The sequence below is a fragment of the Jutongia huaianensis genome (assembly GCF_014384985.1).
GTDB classification, from domain to species: domain Bacteria; phylum Bacillota; class Clostridia; order Lachnospirales; family Lachnospiraceae; genus Jutongia; species Jutongia huaianensis.
The window spans coordinates 13,269-30,766 of sequence record NZ_JACRSX010000010.1 but is presented as its reverse complement, the minus strand read 5'-3'; the positions used below and the strand labels follow the sequence as shown (position 1 = coordinate 30,766).

Genomic DNA, 17,498 nt, shown 5'->3' with positions numbered 1-17,498 from the left:
CTGATAAATACGATCGACTCATAAAAATATATTGCTTCTCAATACGTCGGTTTTGGTATCGTTTGTTAGTTTCTACCCTCTTTGGTTAGTTTTATCTAACCAAAGATAGCATACCCTCTTCTTTCTGAAACGTCAATTCAATAATTGATGCTTTTTTATCAGTATCTTTTCTTTTAAATATTCTATGCAAAAAAAGAACCTCCGACGATATAGAGCTTTTTTAAAGAAAGAAAAACACCCGGAAATCCTCCGGTTTGTCTTTGCCCGTCCGATTTCAAGGTGTTATAAAATGATGATCTAAAATATTATAGACGAAATGCCAATATATTCCTTTTTATACAAGAAGTGTTTGCATCTGTTCTCTGGTAATATAAGAAGAAATAGCCCCCTTCTTCTGAATACTTTCCCCGCAGAAAACATTAGAAAAAGTAAGATAATGCTCCCATTGCTCAGAAGTCATCTGCTTCATATCCTCCAGAGATTTCCCATCAAATGCCAGTTGATTCAGGAAGGAACCGATAAAACCGTCTCCGGCACCAGTAGTATCTACTGCCTTTTTGTCTCTGCCCGGTACACTTGCCGATGCCTTGCGGGTATATACCTCTGCTCCATGACTTCCCTTTGTGTAAAGCACCACGGAAATCCCCAGATCAAACAAGTCCTCCAGCGCATCCTGAATCTGTTCTTTCCCGGTAATGAAAAAGAGCTCTTCATCGGACAATTTCAAAATATCACTATACGGCAGAAACTCCTTCACTGCTGTGCAAAGTTTCTCCTCATCCTCCCAGAGCTGCGGACGCAGGTTGGGATCAAAGCTGATGACCGCCCCTGCTTTAGAAGCATATTCTATAGCCTTTTTATGTGCCTCCTTCATAGGAAAATCTCCTAAAGATACCGAGCAAAAATGAAGGGCATATGCGTCCCGAAAAACATTTTCCGGCACCTGCTCCGGCTGATACAGCATATCTGCCCCCGGCTTCCGGTAAAAAGAAAACTCTCTGTCTCCATTCTCCATCAACGCCACAAATGCCAGAGAAGTATTCGCCTCATCGGTCCGGGAAATATGATCTACATTGATTCCGCTGTCCGCCAGCTCCTCCACGATCTTATCCCCAAAAGGATCCTTGCCAAGCTGCGTCAGCATTACTGCCCGTCCTCCAAGTCTTGCATAGGCACCGCAGACGTTGGCCGGGGCACCTCCTACCTTCGGCAGAAAGCATTCTGTATACTTGATTGGGCTGCCCGCCTGCTGTGGTGCAAAGTCAATCAACGCCTCCCCAATCGCTACTAAATGTTTCACAAATCCTTCCTCCTATCCGATAAAATTCCAGCCGTTCTGCCCTTCCCTCAAAACAGACATCCATATCCGGCTGTTTCATAAAGAATCTGCTTGTCATGACGACCTCTCCATGATTGATATAAACTTCCAAAACAGAGACATCCACCAGAATCCGTATACTTTCCACCTTGGAAACCCATGCGTTTCGGACAGATCTTCCTGCTCCGGTTTCGTCTTGAAAGGATAATGTCACATAACCTTTATCCCATTTTATCACACAGCCGGAGTCCATGTAAACAGCTCCCTGCTCCGTCCTGATACCTTCTGCAATAATTTCACCGCATTTTCCCGGTATAGTAACCCGGCCTGTGTTATCCGGCATCCATTCTCCTTCGCGAAGCTTCGTAAGCTCCCGCACAGGATACTGATATATTTTTCCATTGTGCCACGTCAGCTCTCTTGGAACCGTAAGACAATGCTGCCAGCCCTCTTCCATGGGATTGCTGTCATACCCTGCATCCGGAACTCCTGCCCACCCGATGAGAATCCTCCGTCCATCCGGTGCCTCAAAGGTCTGTGGTGCATAAAAATCAAAGCCCATATCCCATTCTGTCAATTCATCCATATCCTTCACATAATAGCCGGACTGGTAAATATTCTGATACCGCTCGCTTCCTCTCTCTACTCCCTGTGGACATACAGCTAAGATCTTATGTCCTTCCATTTCAAAAATATCCGGACACTCCCACATATAACCGAACGCTTCCTGTGTGGTATACATTCCCTCCAGACGGAAATGCAGCAGATCCTCGGAGCGATATAAAAGCACAGCACCCTTTTCCTCCTTCAGACGCGCTCCAAGAACCATCCGGTAAGCCCCGTCCTCTCCCACATAAAGCTTCGGATCCCTGACATGACAGGTGCATTCCTCCGGATAATCCTCATTTGTCAGAATACATGTCTTCTTCTCAAAATGAATACCATCCTCTGACTCCATACGGATCACATTGGCTCCTCTGCCGGATAAAATATAATCGTGATCTCCTTCCTCCTTGACATTGCCGGTATAAAACACATAGAGCTTATCCCCCCGGCATATAGCTGAACCGGAATATACCCCGTCCTTGTCATATGCTTCATCCGGTGCAATTGCAATTCCATGATACTCATAATGCAGCAGATCCGGGCTGCTGTAATGCCCCCACATCTTCATTCCACCCTGCGGCGTAAACGGAGAATACTGAAAAAATACATGATATCTTCCTTTATACCAGCAGAGTCCATTCGGGTCATTCAGCCATCCTGCCGGCGGCATCAGATGATATAAGGCTCTCTGTTCCTGCAGTTCTATCTGCGGTGCCTGCTTCCCTTCATATGCAGCCGCCATCTTTTTTAACTCTTCTTTTCTCTGTGTGAGAGGCATTTTCTCCGCCAGCATTTCTGTTGTTTTCATAATCATCACACCTTTCCCAAAACTGCAGATCCGGAATCACAGATACTGATCTGTCTTTAAAATTTCTTACCATCATATTAATTATTTAACACGAACCGGTTATGATCTGATCTCCCGGTTCCACCCGGCCATGCTCCTTGCGTGTTAAGCCTTCATACTCGTCGCTGTTTGTAACGATCACCGGTGTCACCAGAGAATATCCCGCCTTTGCAATCTCATCCATATCAAACTCCAGCAACAGATCTCCTTTTTTGATCTTCTGTCCGTTAGAAACCTTCGCTGTATAATACTTTCCGCCCAGTTCCACCGTATTGATCCCCACATGGATCAGAACCTCCATTCCATCTTCCCGGACGAGACCAATCGCATGCCCGGTATCGTAAACCATCTCGACCTCTCCATCAAATGGGGCATAAACACATCCCTTCTCCGGAATCACTGCCACGCCGTCTCCCAGCGCCTTTGAAGCAAAGGTCTCATCCGGCACCTCTGTCATAGGGATCAATTTTCCTTCCAGAGGACTGTAAACTGCTTTGTCATCCTGCTTGGAACCTTCCCTTTCTACACTTGTCGTATCGTCATTTTTCTCTGCCTCAGGAATCTCCTGTACTGTCTCTATTGGATCCTCCGACTTCTCCCGATATAAAATCCATGAAAGGATAAATGCCACTCCGGCTGCCACCACCATATCCAGCAGATATCCCAGTGTACAGTCTGTAGTGATCAGGAATCCAAACACACCGGTAATACCATATGCACTTGCTCCTACATGCATAATGCCTGCTACAAGACCACCTGCGGCACCACCGATACATCCTGCAATAAAAGGTTTCACATATCTTAAGTTCACGCCGAAGATTGCAGGCTCCGTAATTCCCAGGAATGCAGATAATGATGCCGGCAATGCAACGGAACGGGTTTTCTGATTCTTTGTCTTTAAGGATAATGCCAATGCCGCAGCACCCTGTGCCACATTTGCCGCTGTTGCGATCGGCATCCATGTATTGACGCCCTCGGCACTTAACAGTCCCGCCTCTAAAGCATTATACATATGATGTACTCCTGCCACAACGGTCGGTGCATATGCCGCTCCGGCGATAGCAGCTCCAATTCCAAACGGCAGTGTGATCAGCCATTTTGCCCCATCCAGTACACCATTTTCTACCACAACAAATACCGGACCGATAATGGTCAGTGTTACATAGCCTGTCACCAGAACCGTCACTAGCGGCGTTACAAAGAGATCAATGATCTCCGGTACAATCTTATGAAGCTTCTTCTCGATCACAGACATCAGCCACACGGCGATAACAACCGGGATGACATGTCCCTGATATCCCACCAGCTTAATATCATACAATCCAAACCACACAGAAGCTGTAGGAATATCCGTTGCTCCTGCCACAGACCAGGCATTCATCAGATCAGTGTGGATCATGATCATACCAATGACTGCTCCCAGAAAAATATTTCCGCCAAAGGTCTTTGCTGCACTGATGGCGATCAGGATCGGCAGAAAAACAAATGCCGCATTACTAAACAGATGAATGATCGTATAGGTGCTTGACTGTGCCATCGCCGGATACACATTGCACAAACCCTCCAGAAGTCCCATCAACAATCCGCTGGCAACGATTGCAGGGATGATCGGTACGAAGATATCCCCAAGGCTCTTGATCGCCCGGAAAAACCAATTCTGCTTTGATGCCGCCGCTTTCTTGACATCATCTTTCGTACTTGCCACATCAATGCCTGCTAACGGCGCAAACTCCTCAAACACTTTATTCACAACGCCTGTGCCAAAAATAACCTGAAGCTGTCCGGAAGCTTCAAATACTCCCTTCACCCCATCAATCTGCTCCAGCTTCTCCTTGCTGCACTTTCCATTGTCTGCGATCACCATACGAAGTCTGGTGGCGCAATGTGCTGCAGAAACAAGGTTCTCTCCGCCTCCTACACATTCCAGCACCTGCTGTGCTACTTTCTTATAATCCATAAGCCCTCCAATCCTGCAAGAGTGATTATATGAAATCCATCTCGCATATACATTCTATAGTTTTTCAAGCCTTTTTCATTAGATGTCTTTTTCTTTATATGATATCGTTCTCACATCTTGAACAAATTATAACAAGTTCATCATTTGTTGTATATTGACATTTTTCATAATTATTGTGGAATTTATTTGTGAATTTTATACAAGGCATTTACCGGATTCGTCAAAAAATCTTCTGTCACCCCCCGGAATATCTGATCATATGTCCCTTGTGCTGTCCCGCTCAATGATCTGATACCCCATTTTGATCTCCTTGCGGACATCCTCGCTCTTCTGCAGCATTTCGATCAGAAGACGTGCTGCCTCTCTGCCACTGGATTTATAGTGAAAATGTACCGTGCTCAGGGATGGCTGCAGGATCGTCGCGATCTGGGAATCTCCCATTCCGGTCACACATACTTTTCTTTCAAGCCCCGCCTCCCGCAGATACTGTAATGCTCCGGCAGCGATCATATCCGTAGCACAGAACACACCATCTATATATGGTATCGTTTCCACAATTTGTCTCATCGTCTGATAGCCCTCTTCCATCCGGAAAGCAATCTGTTTCTCTGCCACCGGCTCCAGTCCCTTTGATGACAATGCAGTCTGAAACCCCTTTTTTCTTGCAGCCCCCACTGCTTTGTCCTTTGGAGTAACACCAATATATGCAATATGACGACAGTTTTTTGTCAAAAGCTCCGCCACGTCTCTGGCACTGTGACAGTCATCCTGATAAACACAGGCATATCCCTCATACTGCTGCCCCAGAATCACCACCGGCACCTCCAGCTCCTCCAGTGCCTTCCGATGTTCCTTTCGGAAGATCGTTCCGATCAGTATGACTCCATCCACATAGTTATTCCGGAATGTCTGAAGATAGCGTACCTCTTCCCGCTCATTATTGTTGGTGGATGCCAGTAAAAGCTGATATCCTTCCTTTGCCAGCTCCTCTCCGATTCCATCTACCATACGGCCGATGGAGTCCGAGCTGATCTTCGGTATGATCACTCCGATCAGTCCCGTTTTTTTGGTACGAAGCATCTGTGCCTGAGAAGATGGGATATAACCGGTTTCTGCAATCACTCCGGCAATCCGTTCTTTTTTCTCCTCACTGACATACCCATCATTTAAATATCTTGATACGGTAGCTCTGGAAACTCCCGCCATCTTTGCAATTTCATTGATCGTCACTCCGGACCGCCTCCTTTTCATGCAAAACCTGTTCTGTTGTCCTGCCAACACTGTTCTTTCCTATACTTACATCAAAACCCCAGCTTTATTCTATCCCTTTTTTCGGACAGATATCTGCCAGACAGCACCTGTCACAATATGGTTTCGTTCTGGCCGTACATACCTCACGTCCATGAATCACCAGACGATGACAAAAATCACTGCCTTCTTCGGGAGGAATGATCCTCCATAATGCCATCTCTACCTTCTTGGGCTCCTTGATCCCGTCTACTAATCCCATACGGTTGGACAGGCGGATGCAATGGGTATCTGTCACAATGGCGGGCTTGCCAAAGACATCCCCCATGATCAGATTGGCACTTTTGCGCCCGACTCCCGGCAGCTTCAAAAGTGCATCAAAATCATCAGGCACCTTTCCTTCATACTCATCCCGCAGCATCTTCATACAGGCACTGATGTCCCTCGCCTTGCTCTTACCAAGTCCGCAGGGACGCACAATCTCCTCAATCTCACTGACCTCTGCCTCCGCCAGTGCATTGACATCCGGGTATTTCTCAAACAGCCCCTTTACGATCACATTAACACGGGCGTCGGTACACTGGGCTGCCAGACGCACACTGACAAGCAGCTTCCATGCCTCTTCATAATCCAGCGTACATGCTGCATCCGGATATTCTTTTTTTAACCGTTCTATGATTTCTAACGCCCTCTGCTTCTTTGTCATCTGTTCTCTCCTATTTTCTTTATATAAAGCTCGAATACAACGACTGCCGGAATGTTATCGCCCAAAGCAGTAACAAACCGGCAGTCTCCTCATACTTTTCCAAGTACAACGAATCAATGATCATTGATATGTCAAAACTTAATTTTTGTTGTTCTGGTCCTGTTTCATTCTTTCCCGGATATACTCCTCCAGGAACTTCACCGTGCCATCAAAACCTAACCGGCTGCTGTTGATACAGATATCATAACATCTGGAGTCTCCCCATTTCCCCTCACAATAGCTGTTGTGATATCTCTTTCTCAATCTATTGTGGCGGGCAAGTGCTGCCTTCGCTTCCTTTTCTGTGAAATTGCGACTCTCCATAACCTGCTTTACCTTGACATCCTCATCTCCCAGAATGAAGATTGGGATCAGTCCCGCGTAATCCTTCAGAATGTACTCCGAACAACGGCCTACCACAACAAAGGAACCTCCCTCGTTGGCTTTCTTTCGCAGATAATTAAACTGACGCTTCGCCAGTGTGTACTCTGACGAATTCTTTGTGCCGGAAAACTTCTTGGAAAATGCCAATGGTGCAGGCATTTCATCGCACTCACGCCACTCCTCTACATTTGCCTCATCTCCAAACACATTATCTAACAGCTCACGATCATAAACCGGAAAGTCAAATATCTGGGCAAGCTTTTCTGCAATCTTATGTCCACCTGTTCCGTACTCTCTGCTGATTGAAATAATCCATTGTTTTTCCATTATTTGCGCCTCCCTTCTTTGTATTTATCATATCATTTTTTCACAAAATCGTCAATTACACCCACATCTTTTCCACTCACTGAATGTCAATAATATCCGATATTTTAAGGCTTTTTCCATCCTCCAGCCAGATCACTTTTTCATAGACATCAATCCGCTTCAGAACTCCACATACCTTTTCATAAGAGCCGCCGCTTTTTTTGTCATCGGGATAAAAAACCGTAAATTCTGTCTCCCGTCCTTCTTCCTCTCTGCAAAGCTCCTGCAGCTTTTCGTCCAGCCGTGCCTTCTGATCCTCATCCAGCTCCATCCTTCTGCTGGTACGGCGTGCCTTCTCCTGCACTGCCTCCTTATGTCCGGTTAATGCAGCAAAAGAAGAAAACTGTGCTGCCCGCTCCTCCATAGACATATGGGGATGCGTCTCGGAACGGTGATGAGGCAGATTTACGATATCTTCATAAGGAAATGATTCCTGCAGCTTTGCAGATCCCCCTCCTGACTCTGTCATGCCCGATGCCCTCCAATCTGATTGTTCCTGTTTCTGGCGGTTGCTCCCTCCTCCAGGTTCATTCCTTTGAGGATCGCATTTTTACCAAATTTCTTTTTAATGTCAATCACCGCATGCTGCATCCGCTTCTCTCTGGCAAGTTCCTGCTCCTCCTGCTGTTTGCGAATCTCCTCCTGCTCTGCATCCTCAAACAGACTGAGCTGCTCAAACTGTGTTTCCCGCTCCGCATCTGCCTCAGGGATCACACGGTTTGCCGTGATATTGATCCGCCGGATCATGAGCTTTTCATTGACAATATCATCATATAATGACAGAACCTCCTCCATGATCAGGTGGGTAGACGAAGTCTTTCTGACAAGATTAACAGTGCCATGGGCATGCTTTGGTATTTTCCGGCCATAACGGTCCGTGGTCACCTCCCCGCGGTACCGCTTCTTTTGATCCTGCCGGAGATTGTCCACATCATAACCTACCGTCAGGACCATCTGATCCGTCACAAGGCCTTTATCCACCAGCTCCAGCACAAGAAGATCTGTCATCTCTTTGACCACGAGCCGTGCCTTTTCCCAGTCATATGGGCAAGACAATACCTGACCGGAGCCAAGACTATTCGTTGACGGCCGATAGCTTTTGATCTGGGCGATGGTGCAGGGTTCCCATCCCCAGGCATGATCGATCAGAAGCTCTGCATTCACCCCAAACAGCTTGTAAAGCAGATCCTCATTATAATAGTCGCCGGCTTTTCCAATAGAACAGCGTGCCACATCTCCCATGGTATATAACCCGGCCTGCGCAAGCTTTCTGGCATATCCCGGTCCTATCCGCCAGAAATCCGTAATGGGCTGATGCGTCCACAGGTTCCGCCGGTAGCTCATTTCATCTAACCGGGCGATCCGCACCCCGTTCTCATCCGGTTCAATATGCTTTGCCTCCACATCCATCGCAATCTTACACAGATAAAGATTCGTTCCAATCCCCGCTGTCGCCGTGATCCCTGTCGTTTCAAGCACATCCTGTATAATGGTTGCTGCCAGCTGCCCTGGTGTCTTCTGATACACTTCCAGATAGTCCGTCACATCCATAAATACTTCATCCACAGAATAGACATGCATATCCTCCGCAGCCACATACTTCAGGTAAATATCATAAATCCTTGTGCTGTACTCCATATAATATGCCATTCTCGGCGGAGCTGCAATATAATCCACTGCAAGAGCCGGATCTTCTTCCAGCTCCTGTGCCAGAACAGAGCTTCCCTCCAGCCGGTATCCCGGCGCCCTGCTTCTCCTCTCCCGGTTGATCTCCTTTACTCTCTGAACCACCTCAAAAAGTCTGGCACGTCCCGATATCCCATAGCTTTTCAGGGATGGCGAGACCGCCAGACATATTGTTTTCTCTGTCCTGCCGGCATCGGCTACCACCAGATTTGTCGTCAGCGGATCAAGTCCCCGCTCCACACATTCCACCGATGCATAAAAAGATTTTAGATCAATTGCAATATAAGTCCGTTCCTTCATAATCCTATTATAGCACCAGTCCAAAGGACATTGCAATCCTCCAGATTATGGAAGGTATGATTATTCCCGGACAATCGATTTACTACTAAAATAGGTAATGATCAGATAACCTCCATAGAGCACTGCAATAATCGCTGCCGCCAGCATTGTCGCCGTAAACAGCTGATCCTTCTCTGCCACATAAGTAAGAAGTCTGGTAGAAAACTGCATTCCAAAATAAGAATGAATCACTGCAAGCACCATTGGACAAAGGAAGAAAATGAATATCTGACGGAACAGTGCACCGTTTAACATACGATTTTCCACTCCAAGCTTACGGAGCATCCGGTAGCGTTCCACATTGTCCGCACTTTCGGACAGCTCCTTAAGGGCAAGGATGGCTGCTCCCGCAATTAAAAAAACAATGCCCAGATAAAGTCCGATAAAGGTCACCATAGCACTGAGCCCCAGACTTGCATCAGCGATCTCCTGTTTGGATGCATAAATGCAGGTACTCTTCAGCGGAAGCTTCCGAAGCTCATCCTCCAGCCTGCGCACCTCCTGTTTGGCAGATGCCTTATAATTTCCAAACAGACAATCCTCTGCGATCCATTTTTCCTGTACGACATCATCCGGTACCACCAGAAATCCCATATCTAATTTCTGGGAAGAAATGTCCATAAAACCATCCTGACATTCCTTATACTTTGGCTTTAATTTCCTGTCAAACACATTTAACTGTCTTCCCTGTGACAACACCCGATTGCGGACCGGTATGATTCCATCAAAATTGGCGACAACCATATATTCATCCTCAGCCAGTGTGTATTTCTTACCACCAAACAGCTCCATTAACCGGTTGTAATCACTGATCGTCACAATATCCTCTCCGGTATTTACAAGCATAAAAGGATACTGTTCCTTAACGTCCTGAATGGTATCTCCGCAAAACTCTGCAAAGGTCAGTTTCGGGCTGCGGTAAACCTTAACCTCACAGGATTCCTTCAAATATTTGTTCAGATCCACCTTCTTCTTTTCATATCTCTGCACCACATTGAAATGGGAATTTTCTATCTGCTTCCGGCTGTATTTCTGATCTTTTCCGGCAAAAAGATCCAGATTCATATTGACCTTAAATTCAATATCTGCCGGTGCCATTTTTTTGAGATTTTCCGCCGTAGTATTTTTGATGGCAAAGGCCGAGGTCAGCACACAGATGGTCACAAAAAGCATCAGACAGATGATGGTCATAGAAAATACCGTGGTGTTGATCTTGCTGCTGAGCTGGCGAAGGACAAAGCTGTTCAGCCCCTTATAATACAGCTTCTTAATAGACATGACAACGCGAAGCAGCAGCCCGGATACCGACCAGAAGATCAGAAATGTACTCACAACTCCCGTGACCAGGATCCATTTCAGACCATCCAGTGAGATATTCACCTTATCACTCCCCACCAGATAATAACAGCGTCCCAATGCGATCGCTGCCGCGATGAAAATGATCGTACAGATCCACGGATTTTTCATCGGTCGCTTTTCGGATCTGCGTCCTGCATAGATCAGATCGATCAGCTTGCAGCGGCTGATATTAATAGTATTAAACAGGATCACAATTCCATAAATGATCACAAAGCAGATCACAGTTTTGATGCAGGCATCCCCCGAAAAGACAAACCGGTACCTGGTCATATCTGCGTCAAACATATTTGCCACAAAGGCACTCATAAACTGAGAGGCAAAAATACCGATTCCAAGACCTGCCACCAATGAAAAAGCTCCTACCACCAATGTCTCTAACACCAATATCCCGGAAACCTTACGTTTTCCCATGCCAAGAGTCAGATAAATTCCAAACTCTCTATTCCGGCGCTTCATCAGAAAACGATTGGCATAGATGATCAGAAATGCCAGTACAAAGGAAACAAACACACTGAGTCCCGACATGATCGTTGTCATCATTTTAATGATCTCTCTGGTATCCGCAGACACATTCATCATAACCGTCTGGGAGCCTAACGAATTAAATATATAAAATATTGCCACACCAATAACAATCGTAAAAAAATAAATCGTATAATCCTTTATACTTTTTCTCATATTTTTCCAGGCTATCTTAAAGAGCATCGCTGACATCACCTCCCAACAAAGTGAGCACATCAATGATCTGTCCGAAAAATTCCTTTTTTGAAGAATCTCCCCGGTGAATTTCGTGAAACAGCTTTCCATCCTTAATGAAAATAACTCTGGAGGCATAACTGGCAGAAAAAGAATCGTGAGTAACCATCAGGATTGTTGCCTGAAGCTCCCGGTTCATATATAAGAACTTCTCCAGCAAAAGTCTGGAGGATTTGGAATCCAGAGCACCGGTAGGCTCATCTGCCAGGATCAGCTTCGGCTCTGTCACAATAGCTCTTGCCGATGCCACCCGCTGCTTCTGTCCACCGGACATCTCATAAGGATATTTTCTCAGGACATTTACAATATCCAGATCCTTTGCTGCCTTGATAACCCGTTTGTCAATGTCTGCCGCCTTTACATTCTGGATCGACAATGCCAACGCAATATTTTCATATGCGGTCAGGGTATCCAATAAATTAAAATCCTGAAAAATAAAGCCAAACCGCTCTCTCCGGAACCGGTTTAACGCCTCTCCTTTTAACTTCGTAATGTCCTCTCCGTCCACAAAGATATGGCCTGCTGTGGGTCTGTCTACCGTAGAAATACAATTCAAAAGTGTTGTCTTTCCACTTCCGGATGCTCCCATGATCGCCACAAACTCCTGCGGCTCCACATTAAAGGACAGATCATCAATTGCCTTGGTGAGACTTGACCTGCTTCCATAATACTTTTCCAAATGTTCTACCTGTAATGTTTTGTCCATTTTATTTCCCCTTTCATGTTTTCCTTATTGTATCGGGGAATCCGGTTTCTGTCGTTTTTTCAAACTGACTGTACATTACAAAAATGTAATATTGATCCGGGTATATTCTCCTTCCTCCGACTCCACTTTGATCTTATGACCCAGCTTTTCGCACATGTTATATGCGATATAAAGACCCATTCCGGTTGATTTTTCCTCCATATGATGAAAAATACGTCCATTGCTGCCGGTAAAGGACTTTTCAAATAACCGCGGCAGATCACCGGATGCAATGCCAATTCCATTATCCCATACGGATAATATTGTCTGTCTGTTATCTTTCCGGGCAGTAATCCTTATCCTGGCTCCTTCTTTACGCCTGTATTTTATACTGTTATTGACAATCTGATCCAGCACAAATTCCATCCATTTTTCATCGGTCACCACAGACAGATCACAATTTTCTACCTGAAATTCCACTTTATTTTCCAGAAGATCATCTTTATTTTTCATGGCAATATGATGAATGATCCCTGCCAGAGAACACTCCTGGATCAGATAGTCCTTCTCCGCATGCTCCGCTCTGGTATAATACAGTACCTGCTCCGTATAACGGTCGATGCGTCGAAGCTGCTCCATGTATTTTTTGTTGTTTTCATCCGGATGATTGTGGCACAAAAGCAGGAGACTTGCCACAGGAAGCTTTACCTGATGAACCCACATTTCAATAAAATCTTTAAACTCCCGCATCACTCTGCGGCTTTCATTAACATGCTCCGTCATGGATTTATTGGCTTCATACAGTGCCTCCTTCAAAAGTTCTCCATCATAAAACCGGGGGCTTTCCAATGTCTCTAACACCAGATATTTCTGATCCATCCGGTCCAGATTTTGAAAAAGCCTCCGGTAAAAAGAGTTTTTACGGTAATAATCATAAAGCAGACAAAAAAGCCACGCCACCAGAGGCACCAATACAGCCACCAGAAACAGCTCCGTTTCCACCTGACATGCCGCCAGAAAAACCGCTTCTATGATCACCCCCACCATAAATATAAGGATCTCTACTCGTTTATCCTGTAAATAACGTTTCCAATTCATAATCGACCTGAATTCCTTTCTGAACGTCTACACTAATACATACCCCTGTTTTTTTCTGGTTTCTATCACATCAGGATACCCCATCTGCTCCAGCTTTGCCCGGAGTCTGCTGATATTCACCGTCAGGGCATTGTCACTGATATATTCACTATTGTCCCATAATTCGGTCATCAGATCATCCCTCGATACGATCTCCCCCTGATGATGAAGCAGAACCATAAAGATCAGCATTTCATTTTTCGTAAGGACCATCTGATCCTGTCCACGATTCAGGACACCCTTGGCCTGCCGGATCTCAATGTCCCGATAATGGTACAGATCCGCCCCGGTATTTTCTATCCGTTTGAGAATCGCCTGAATACGCAGCAAAAGGATTGTTGGGTTATAGGGCTTCGTAATATAATCATCCGCACCATAACTCATAGAAAGCACCTCATCCAGCTCTTCCGTGCGGCTTGTCACCATAATCACCGGAATTTCCGACTTCTGGCGGATTTCCCGCAGCACCTGTTCTCCATTCATCTTTGGAATATTGATGTCCAGGAGCACCAGATCTGCACCACTGTTTAATATCTCCGGTACCGTATGTACAAAATCGGTCACAGCCACAGGCCCATATCCCGCATTTTCCAGAAGAGCATACAACTCCTCCCGGATCACCTTCTCATCCTCCACGATCACTATTTTTTTCATAATATTCCATGCTCCTTTAGAAATTCACAACCGACAAATCTGCAGCTTTATCCTTCTAACGGATTCTCCCGGATATATTCCTCCATAATCGCTGCTGCCATCGCCACCAGATCCGGACATGGCCGTTTTTGATAATACTCCTTTGTCCGTCTGGATGGCACCGGATCATCCTTACCTTTTCCCAGCCCCAGAATCTCCCGGCACACAATAGAGCCGTTGCGCACCCTATACTCGCCCGCCAGCTCCTGAATTCTTGCATAATGCTCTGATTTTGCCTCAAAATTCTTCGGCTCATCATATCCGTATAACAGACCTGCAACCATAAACATGCCGGACACGGCACCACATACCTCCCGCAGCCTGCCCATACCTCCTCCAAAAGAAGAACTTAACCTCATAGCCATGCTGTGATCCATATCATATTTATCTTCAAACGCCAGAAAAACAGACTGGCTGCAGTTATATCCCTCCAGAAATAATTTTTTGGCTTTTTGTCCATAATAGCTGTTCTCTACATCTAATTCCATTGTACTTTTCCCTTCTGCAAAAAAAGAATCAGATGGTTTGCAGTCTGCATTTCCATCTGATTCTTACTACATTCCAGTTTCATCTTAGCACAGGGGCTCTGTCGCGTCAACGAACGCACGACTACTCCTGTAGAGAACTTTCATCCTGGTCTTTTCCTAATCCGGTTATTTTTAAATAGTGCCTGTGACCACCAGCGTGCTGACTCCCGGATTTGCGACCCATGCTCCACTGACCGGATCCTGGGTATAAGTGGCTGCCGGTACCGTAATCCCTCCCGCTGCCGTCGCAAATACTCCTGTGGTCTCATCATAGGTGTACTCCGTCGGATCTGTCCATGCCGTTCCGTTAAAGGTTACGGTCAGATTTGACAAAACGGGATCAAAGGTATCTGTGATCACTGCCCCGGTCGCTGCATTGGCTGCCGCATTGCCAAAATTCTGGATTACAAAAGTATACGTCAGCGTACCGTTTTCCGTCACCGGTACCGGGCTGACTGATTTGGTAATATTCAGGTTTGGTGCACTGGCAGCACCAATCGTTTCCGTCACCCTGATCGGAGTGATCCCTCCTCCGGTGATCGTCGCCGTATTGGTGATCTCAGATTCCACTGCCAACGGAGCATTCTGATTGACTGATGCTTCGTAAATGATCGTAGCATTTCCTCCTGCCGGAACATTGATCCCGGTGACAGTCATCGGCGGGCCTGCGGTTACTGTCGGCGTTGTCTGCAGGGTACCATTGACATAATAATTGATCGTTCCGGCAACATAGGTTAATGGAACCAGTTCTCCTGTCCCAAAAGGATACGCTCCTAAATTGTCCGTCAGCGTAAGACCTGTGACCGGAGTCGTTCCGGAATTGACAATGCTCACAATATATGTGACATTGTCATTCTGCCCATAGGTCGCTCTGACAGCCGTTTTTGTTGCAGAAAGAACCTCAAGGATCTCACCCACTGCAATGTTGGAATTTGTCACGGCATTTCCATACCGTAGCTACGCCTGATTTGTAAATCGTGCCATATCGTTTCCCATCCTTTACTATGAAAGTATAGTACAGTATATGACAACTTTTTCAGATTGTTCTGCTAATTTACTCTAAAATCTACCAAATCTCACGAAACCGCCTGAATAATGGCTACATTGTAAAATGTCCTATATTCTGTACCAACATATCTGCCGTATTTCTGAGATTTTCCGTAGAAGTCTCAATATTCTTAAAACTTTCCTCCATCGCCTGAAGTGCCATACTGGTCTGGGAAGTACCGGAAACATTACTCTGCGCGATCTCAGACATTGCATCAATTCTCTGTATGATCTCTGCTCTGGCATTCTCCAGCTTTTTCATACTCTGTCCAATATTCCGGATATACTCGATGGAAATTTCAATTTCCTTCATTACACTTTCCACACTCTGCTCTGTGTTGGCAATATATTCATTCTGCCGGTCAATGACCTCCTGTGTCTGCGCCATCGTTGCAACAACCCGTTCAGAATTTATCAGAAGAGTATTCACGATCTCCTCAATGTTGCCACTGGCTGCGTTGGACTGCTCTGCCAGCTTCTGAATCTGGGATGCAACCACAGCAAATCCTCTTCCTGCCTCACCGGCACGGGCTGCCTCAATACTGGCATTTAAGGACAACAAATTGGTTTCCTCGGCGATCTCCGAAATAAACTGGGATGCCTCCCGGATGCTCTGTGCCGAGCTGTTGGTCTGTGTAGTCTGCTCTGCAATCTCAGATACCGCCCGCTTCACATCTTCACTAATACCGCGAAGCTCATCAATGGTCACAGCCGTTTTGTCACTGGCTCCCTTCATGCTGTCCGCACTGCTCTCCAGTGAGTCCGCTTCCTTTCCGGTCTGAATGATCAACTCTCCCATATCCCGCACATTGTCAGAAGCACGCCCCACATCCTCCGCCTGCCGGTTTGCTCCACCGGTAATGGTGTCCATAGCGTGATTCACCTCTCCGATACTGTTATGAGTATCCTGGGACGTCTCCTCCAATGTATTGGAGGCATCCAGAAGTGTGTCGGTACTATCTTTAATGTCTCCAATAATCTTGCATAATTCCTCCTGCAGACTGTGAACCGCTCTGGACAGGTTGCCAATCTCATCCTTTCTGTGGAGAAGCTTCCTGTTCTGTCTTACATTCAGATTACCGGAGGATACCTCTAAAACCTCTGCAATACTCTTATTTAATGCTCTGGTAATAGAGTTAGCACTGATGCCCACTGCAATACTGCAGATCACCATAATGATCACTACCATAGCCACGATGGTATTGATGATCTTAAGGACACTGCGAAATGTTTTCTGCTTTTCCTGACCTGCAAAAACTATTCCAACAGGCGCATCCTTGGAACCATCCTGATAAACCGGCACATAGTAGCCGTAATAAATCGTTCCATCTATGGAAATGTTATCACTAAAATATTCTTTGCCCTGTTCCAGCACTCTTTTTTTAATTTTATCTCCTGCCGGACTGCCCAGCAGACGGTTGCCGTCCTTATCCTTTGCCGATGTCATAATCCGGTCAGAGCCATAAAAGAAGGTCACATCCATACCGGACTCCTCTTTAATCGTGTCCACCAGAGTCTCCGACTGTGATATGTTGTAGCTTCCCTTCCAGATAGCACCATTCTCTGCCTTGAGATACGAGCCTGCATTCTGGTCATATGCTGCCTCAGTAGCTACTGCCGTTCCCTTCAGGGACTCCTCTACCTTACTGATGATAGAACCCTTTACGATCGTCGCCGCAATAATGATAATACTGGCTCCCAGTAAAAGAAGAGGTAAAATTGCGCTTAAAATAATCTTTTTTCGTAATGTAAATTTCATACAAGACCTCCATTTTTTATTTGGTGTGGGAAGTTTCAG

Annotated in this window: 15 protein-coding genes; all 15 read right to left on the bottom strand. The window is 45.9% G+C overall.

Features of this window, described 5'->3' with window-relative positions:
* Positions 1–334: 334 nt before the first annotated feature.
* The 15 genes from H8704_RS08285 to H8704_RS08215 all read right to left on the bottom strand — a co-directional run bounded on the left by H8704_RS08285 (position 335) and on the right by H8704_RS08215 (position 17,459).
* Positions 335–1,300 carry a carbohydrate kinase family protein gene (locus H8704_RS08285; RefSeq protein ID WP_249297941.1) on the bottom strand — a complete coding sequence of 322 codons (966 nt, stop codon included), beginning with the start codon at positions 1,298–1,300 and terminating at the stop codon, positions 335–337.
* Complete coding sequence (locus tag H8704_RS08280) at positions 1,263–2,732, bottom strand: glycoside hydrolase family 32 protein (RefSeq protein ID WP_249297940.1); 1,470 nt, start codon at positions 2,730–2,732, stop codon at positions 1,263–1,265. Before H8704_RS08280 ends, H8704_RS08285 begins: the two co-directional genes overlap by 38 nt.
* Positions 2,733–2,817: 85 nt before the next feature.
* Positions 2,818–4,728, bottom strand: a complete 1,911-nt coding sequence (locus tag H8704_RS08275) for a PTS beta-glucoside transporter subunit IIBCA (RefSeq protein WP_249297939.1) — start codon at positions 4,726–4,728, stop codon at positions 2,818–2,820.
* A gap of 255 nt (positions 4,729–4,983) precedes the next feature.
* Positions 4,984–5,979, bottom strand: a complete 996-nt coding sequence (locus H8704_RS08270; protein ID WP_283241968.1) for a LacI family DNA-binding transcriptional regulator — start codon at positions 5,977–5,979, stop codon at positions 4,984–4,986.
* A 64-nt stretch (positions 5,980–6,043) separates the two neighbouring features.
* Positions 6,044–6,682 (bottom strand): endonuclease III domain-containing protein, encoded by a 639-nt coding sequence (locus tag H8704_RS08265; RefSeq protein WP_249297937.1) that lies wholly within the window; start codon positions 6,680–6,682, stop codon positions 6,044–6,046.
* 138 nt (positions 6,683–6,820) lie between these two features.
* Entirely contained in the window at positions 6,821–7,432 is a 612-nt protein-coding gene (locus H8704_RS08260; protein WP_022464408.1) for a cytidylate kinase-like family protein, read from the bottom strand.
* 76 nt (positions 7,433–7,508) lie between these two features.
* Positions 7,509–7,940, bottom strand: coding sequence for a YolD-like family protein (locus H8704_RS08255; RefSeq protein ID WP_249297936.1), 432 nt, complete (start codon positions 7,938–7,940; stop codon positions 7,509–7,511).
* Positions 7,937–9,457: a Y-family DNA polymerase gene (locus tag H8704_RS08250; RefSeq protein ID WP_249297974.1), complete on the bottom strand. Its 1,521-nt coding sequence runs from the start codon at positions 9,455–9,457 to the stop codon at positions 7,937–7,939. Before H8704_RS08250 ends, H8704_RS08255 begins: the two co-directional genes overlap by 4 nt.
* A 60-nt stretch (positions 9,458–9,517) precedes the next feature.
* Positions 9,518–11,560 carry an FtsX-like permease family protein gene (locus tag H8704_RS08245; RefSeq protein ID WP_249297935.1) on the bottom strand — a complete coding sequence of 681 codons (2,043 nt, stop codon included), beginning with the start codon at positions 11,558–11,560 and terminating at the stop codon, positions 9,518–9,520.
* Positions 11,550–12,317, bottom strand: coding sequence for an ABC transporter ATP-binding protein (locus H8704_RS08240; RefSeq protein ID WP_249297934.1), 768 nt, complete (start codon positions 12,315–12,317; stop codon positions 11,550–11,552). The genes H8704_RS08245 and H8704_RS08240 overlap by 11 nt, the downstream gene beginning before the upstream one ends.
* Positions 12,318–12,392: 75 nt before the next feature.
* A complete protein-coding gene (locus H8704_RS08235; protein WP_022464413.1) occupies positions 12,393–13,394 on the bottom strand; it encodes a sensor histidine kinase in 1,002 nt (333 codons plus the stop codon).
* 27 nt (positions 13,395–13,421) lie between these two features.
* On the bottom strand, positions 13,422–14,087 hold the full coding sequence (locus H8704_RS08230) for a response regulator transcription factor (protein ID WP_249297933.1): 666 nt from the start codon (positions 14,085–14,087) through the stop codon (positions 13,422–13,424).
* Between the two features lie 47 nt (positions 14,088–14,134).
* Positions 14,135–14,614 carry a C-GCAxxG-C-C family protein gene (locus tag H8704_RS08225; protein WP_249297932.1) on the bottom strand — a complete coding sequence of 160 codons (480 nt, stop codon included), beginning with the start codon at positions 14,612–14,614 and terminating at the stop codon, positions 14,135–14,137.
* Between the two features lie 171 nt (positions 14,615–14,785).
* The gene (locus H8704_RS08220; RefSeq protein ID WP_243101647.1) at positions 14,786–15,592 is read right to left on the bottom strand and encodes a hypothetical protein; all 807 of its coding nucleotides are present in this window, start codon (positions 15,590–15,592) and stop codon (positions 14,786–14,788) included.
* Between the two features lie 160 nt (positions 15,593–15,752).
* Entirely contained in the window at positions 15,753–17,459 is a 1,707-nt protein-coding gene (locus tag H8704_RS08215) for a methyl-accepting chemotaxis protein (RefSeq protein ID WP_249297931.1), read from the bottom strand.
* Positions 17,460–17,498: the final 39 nt, after the last annotated feature.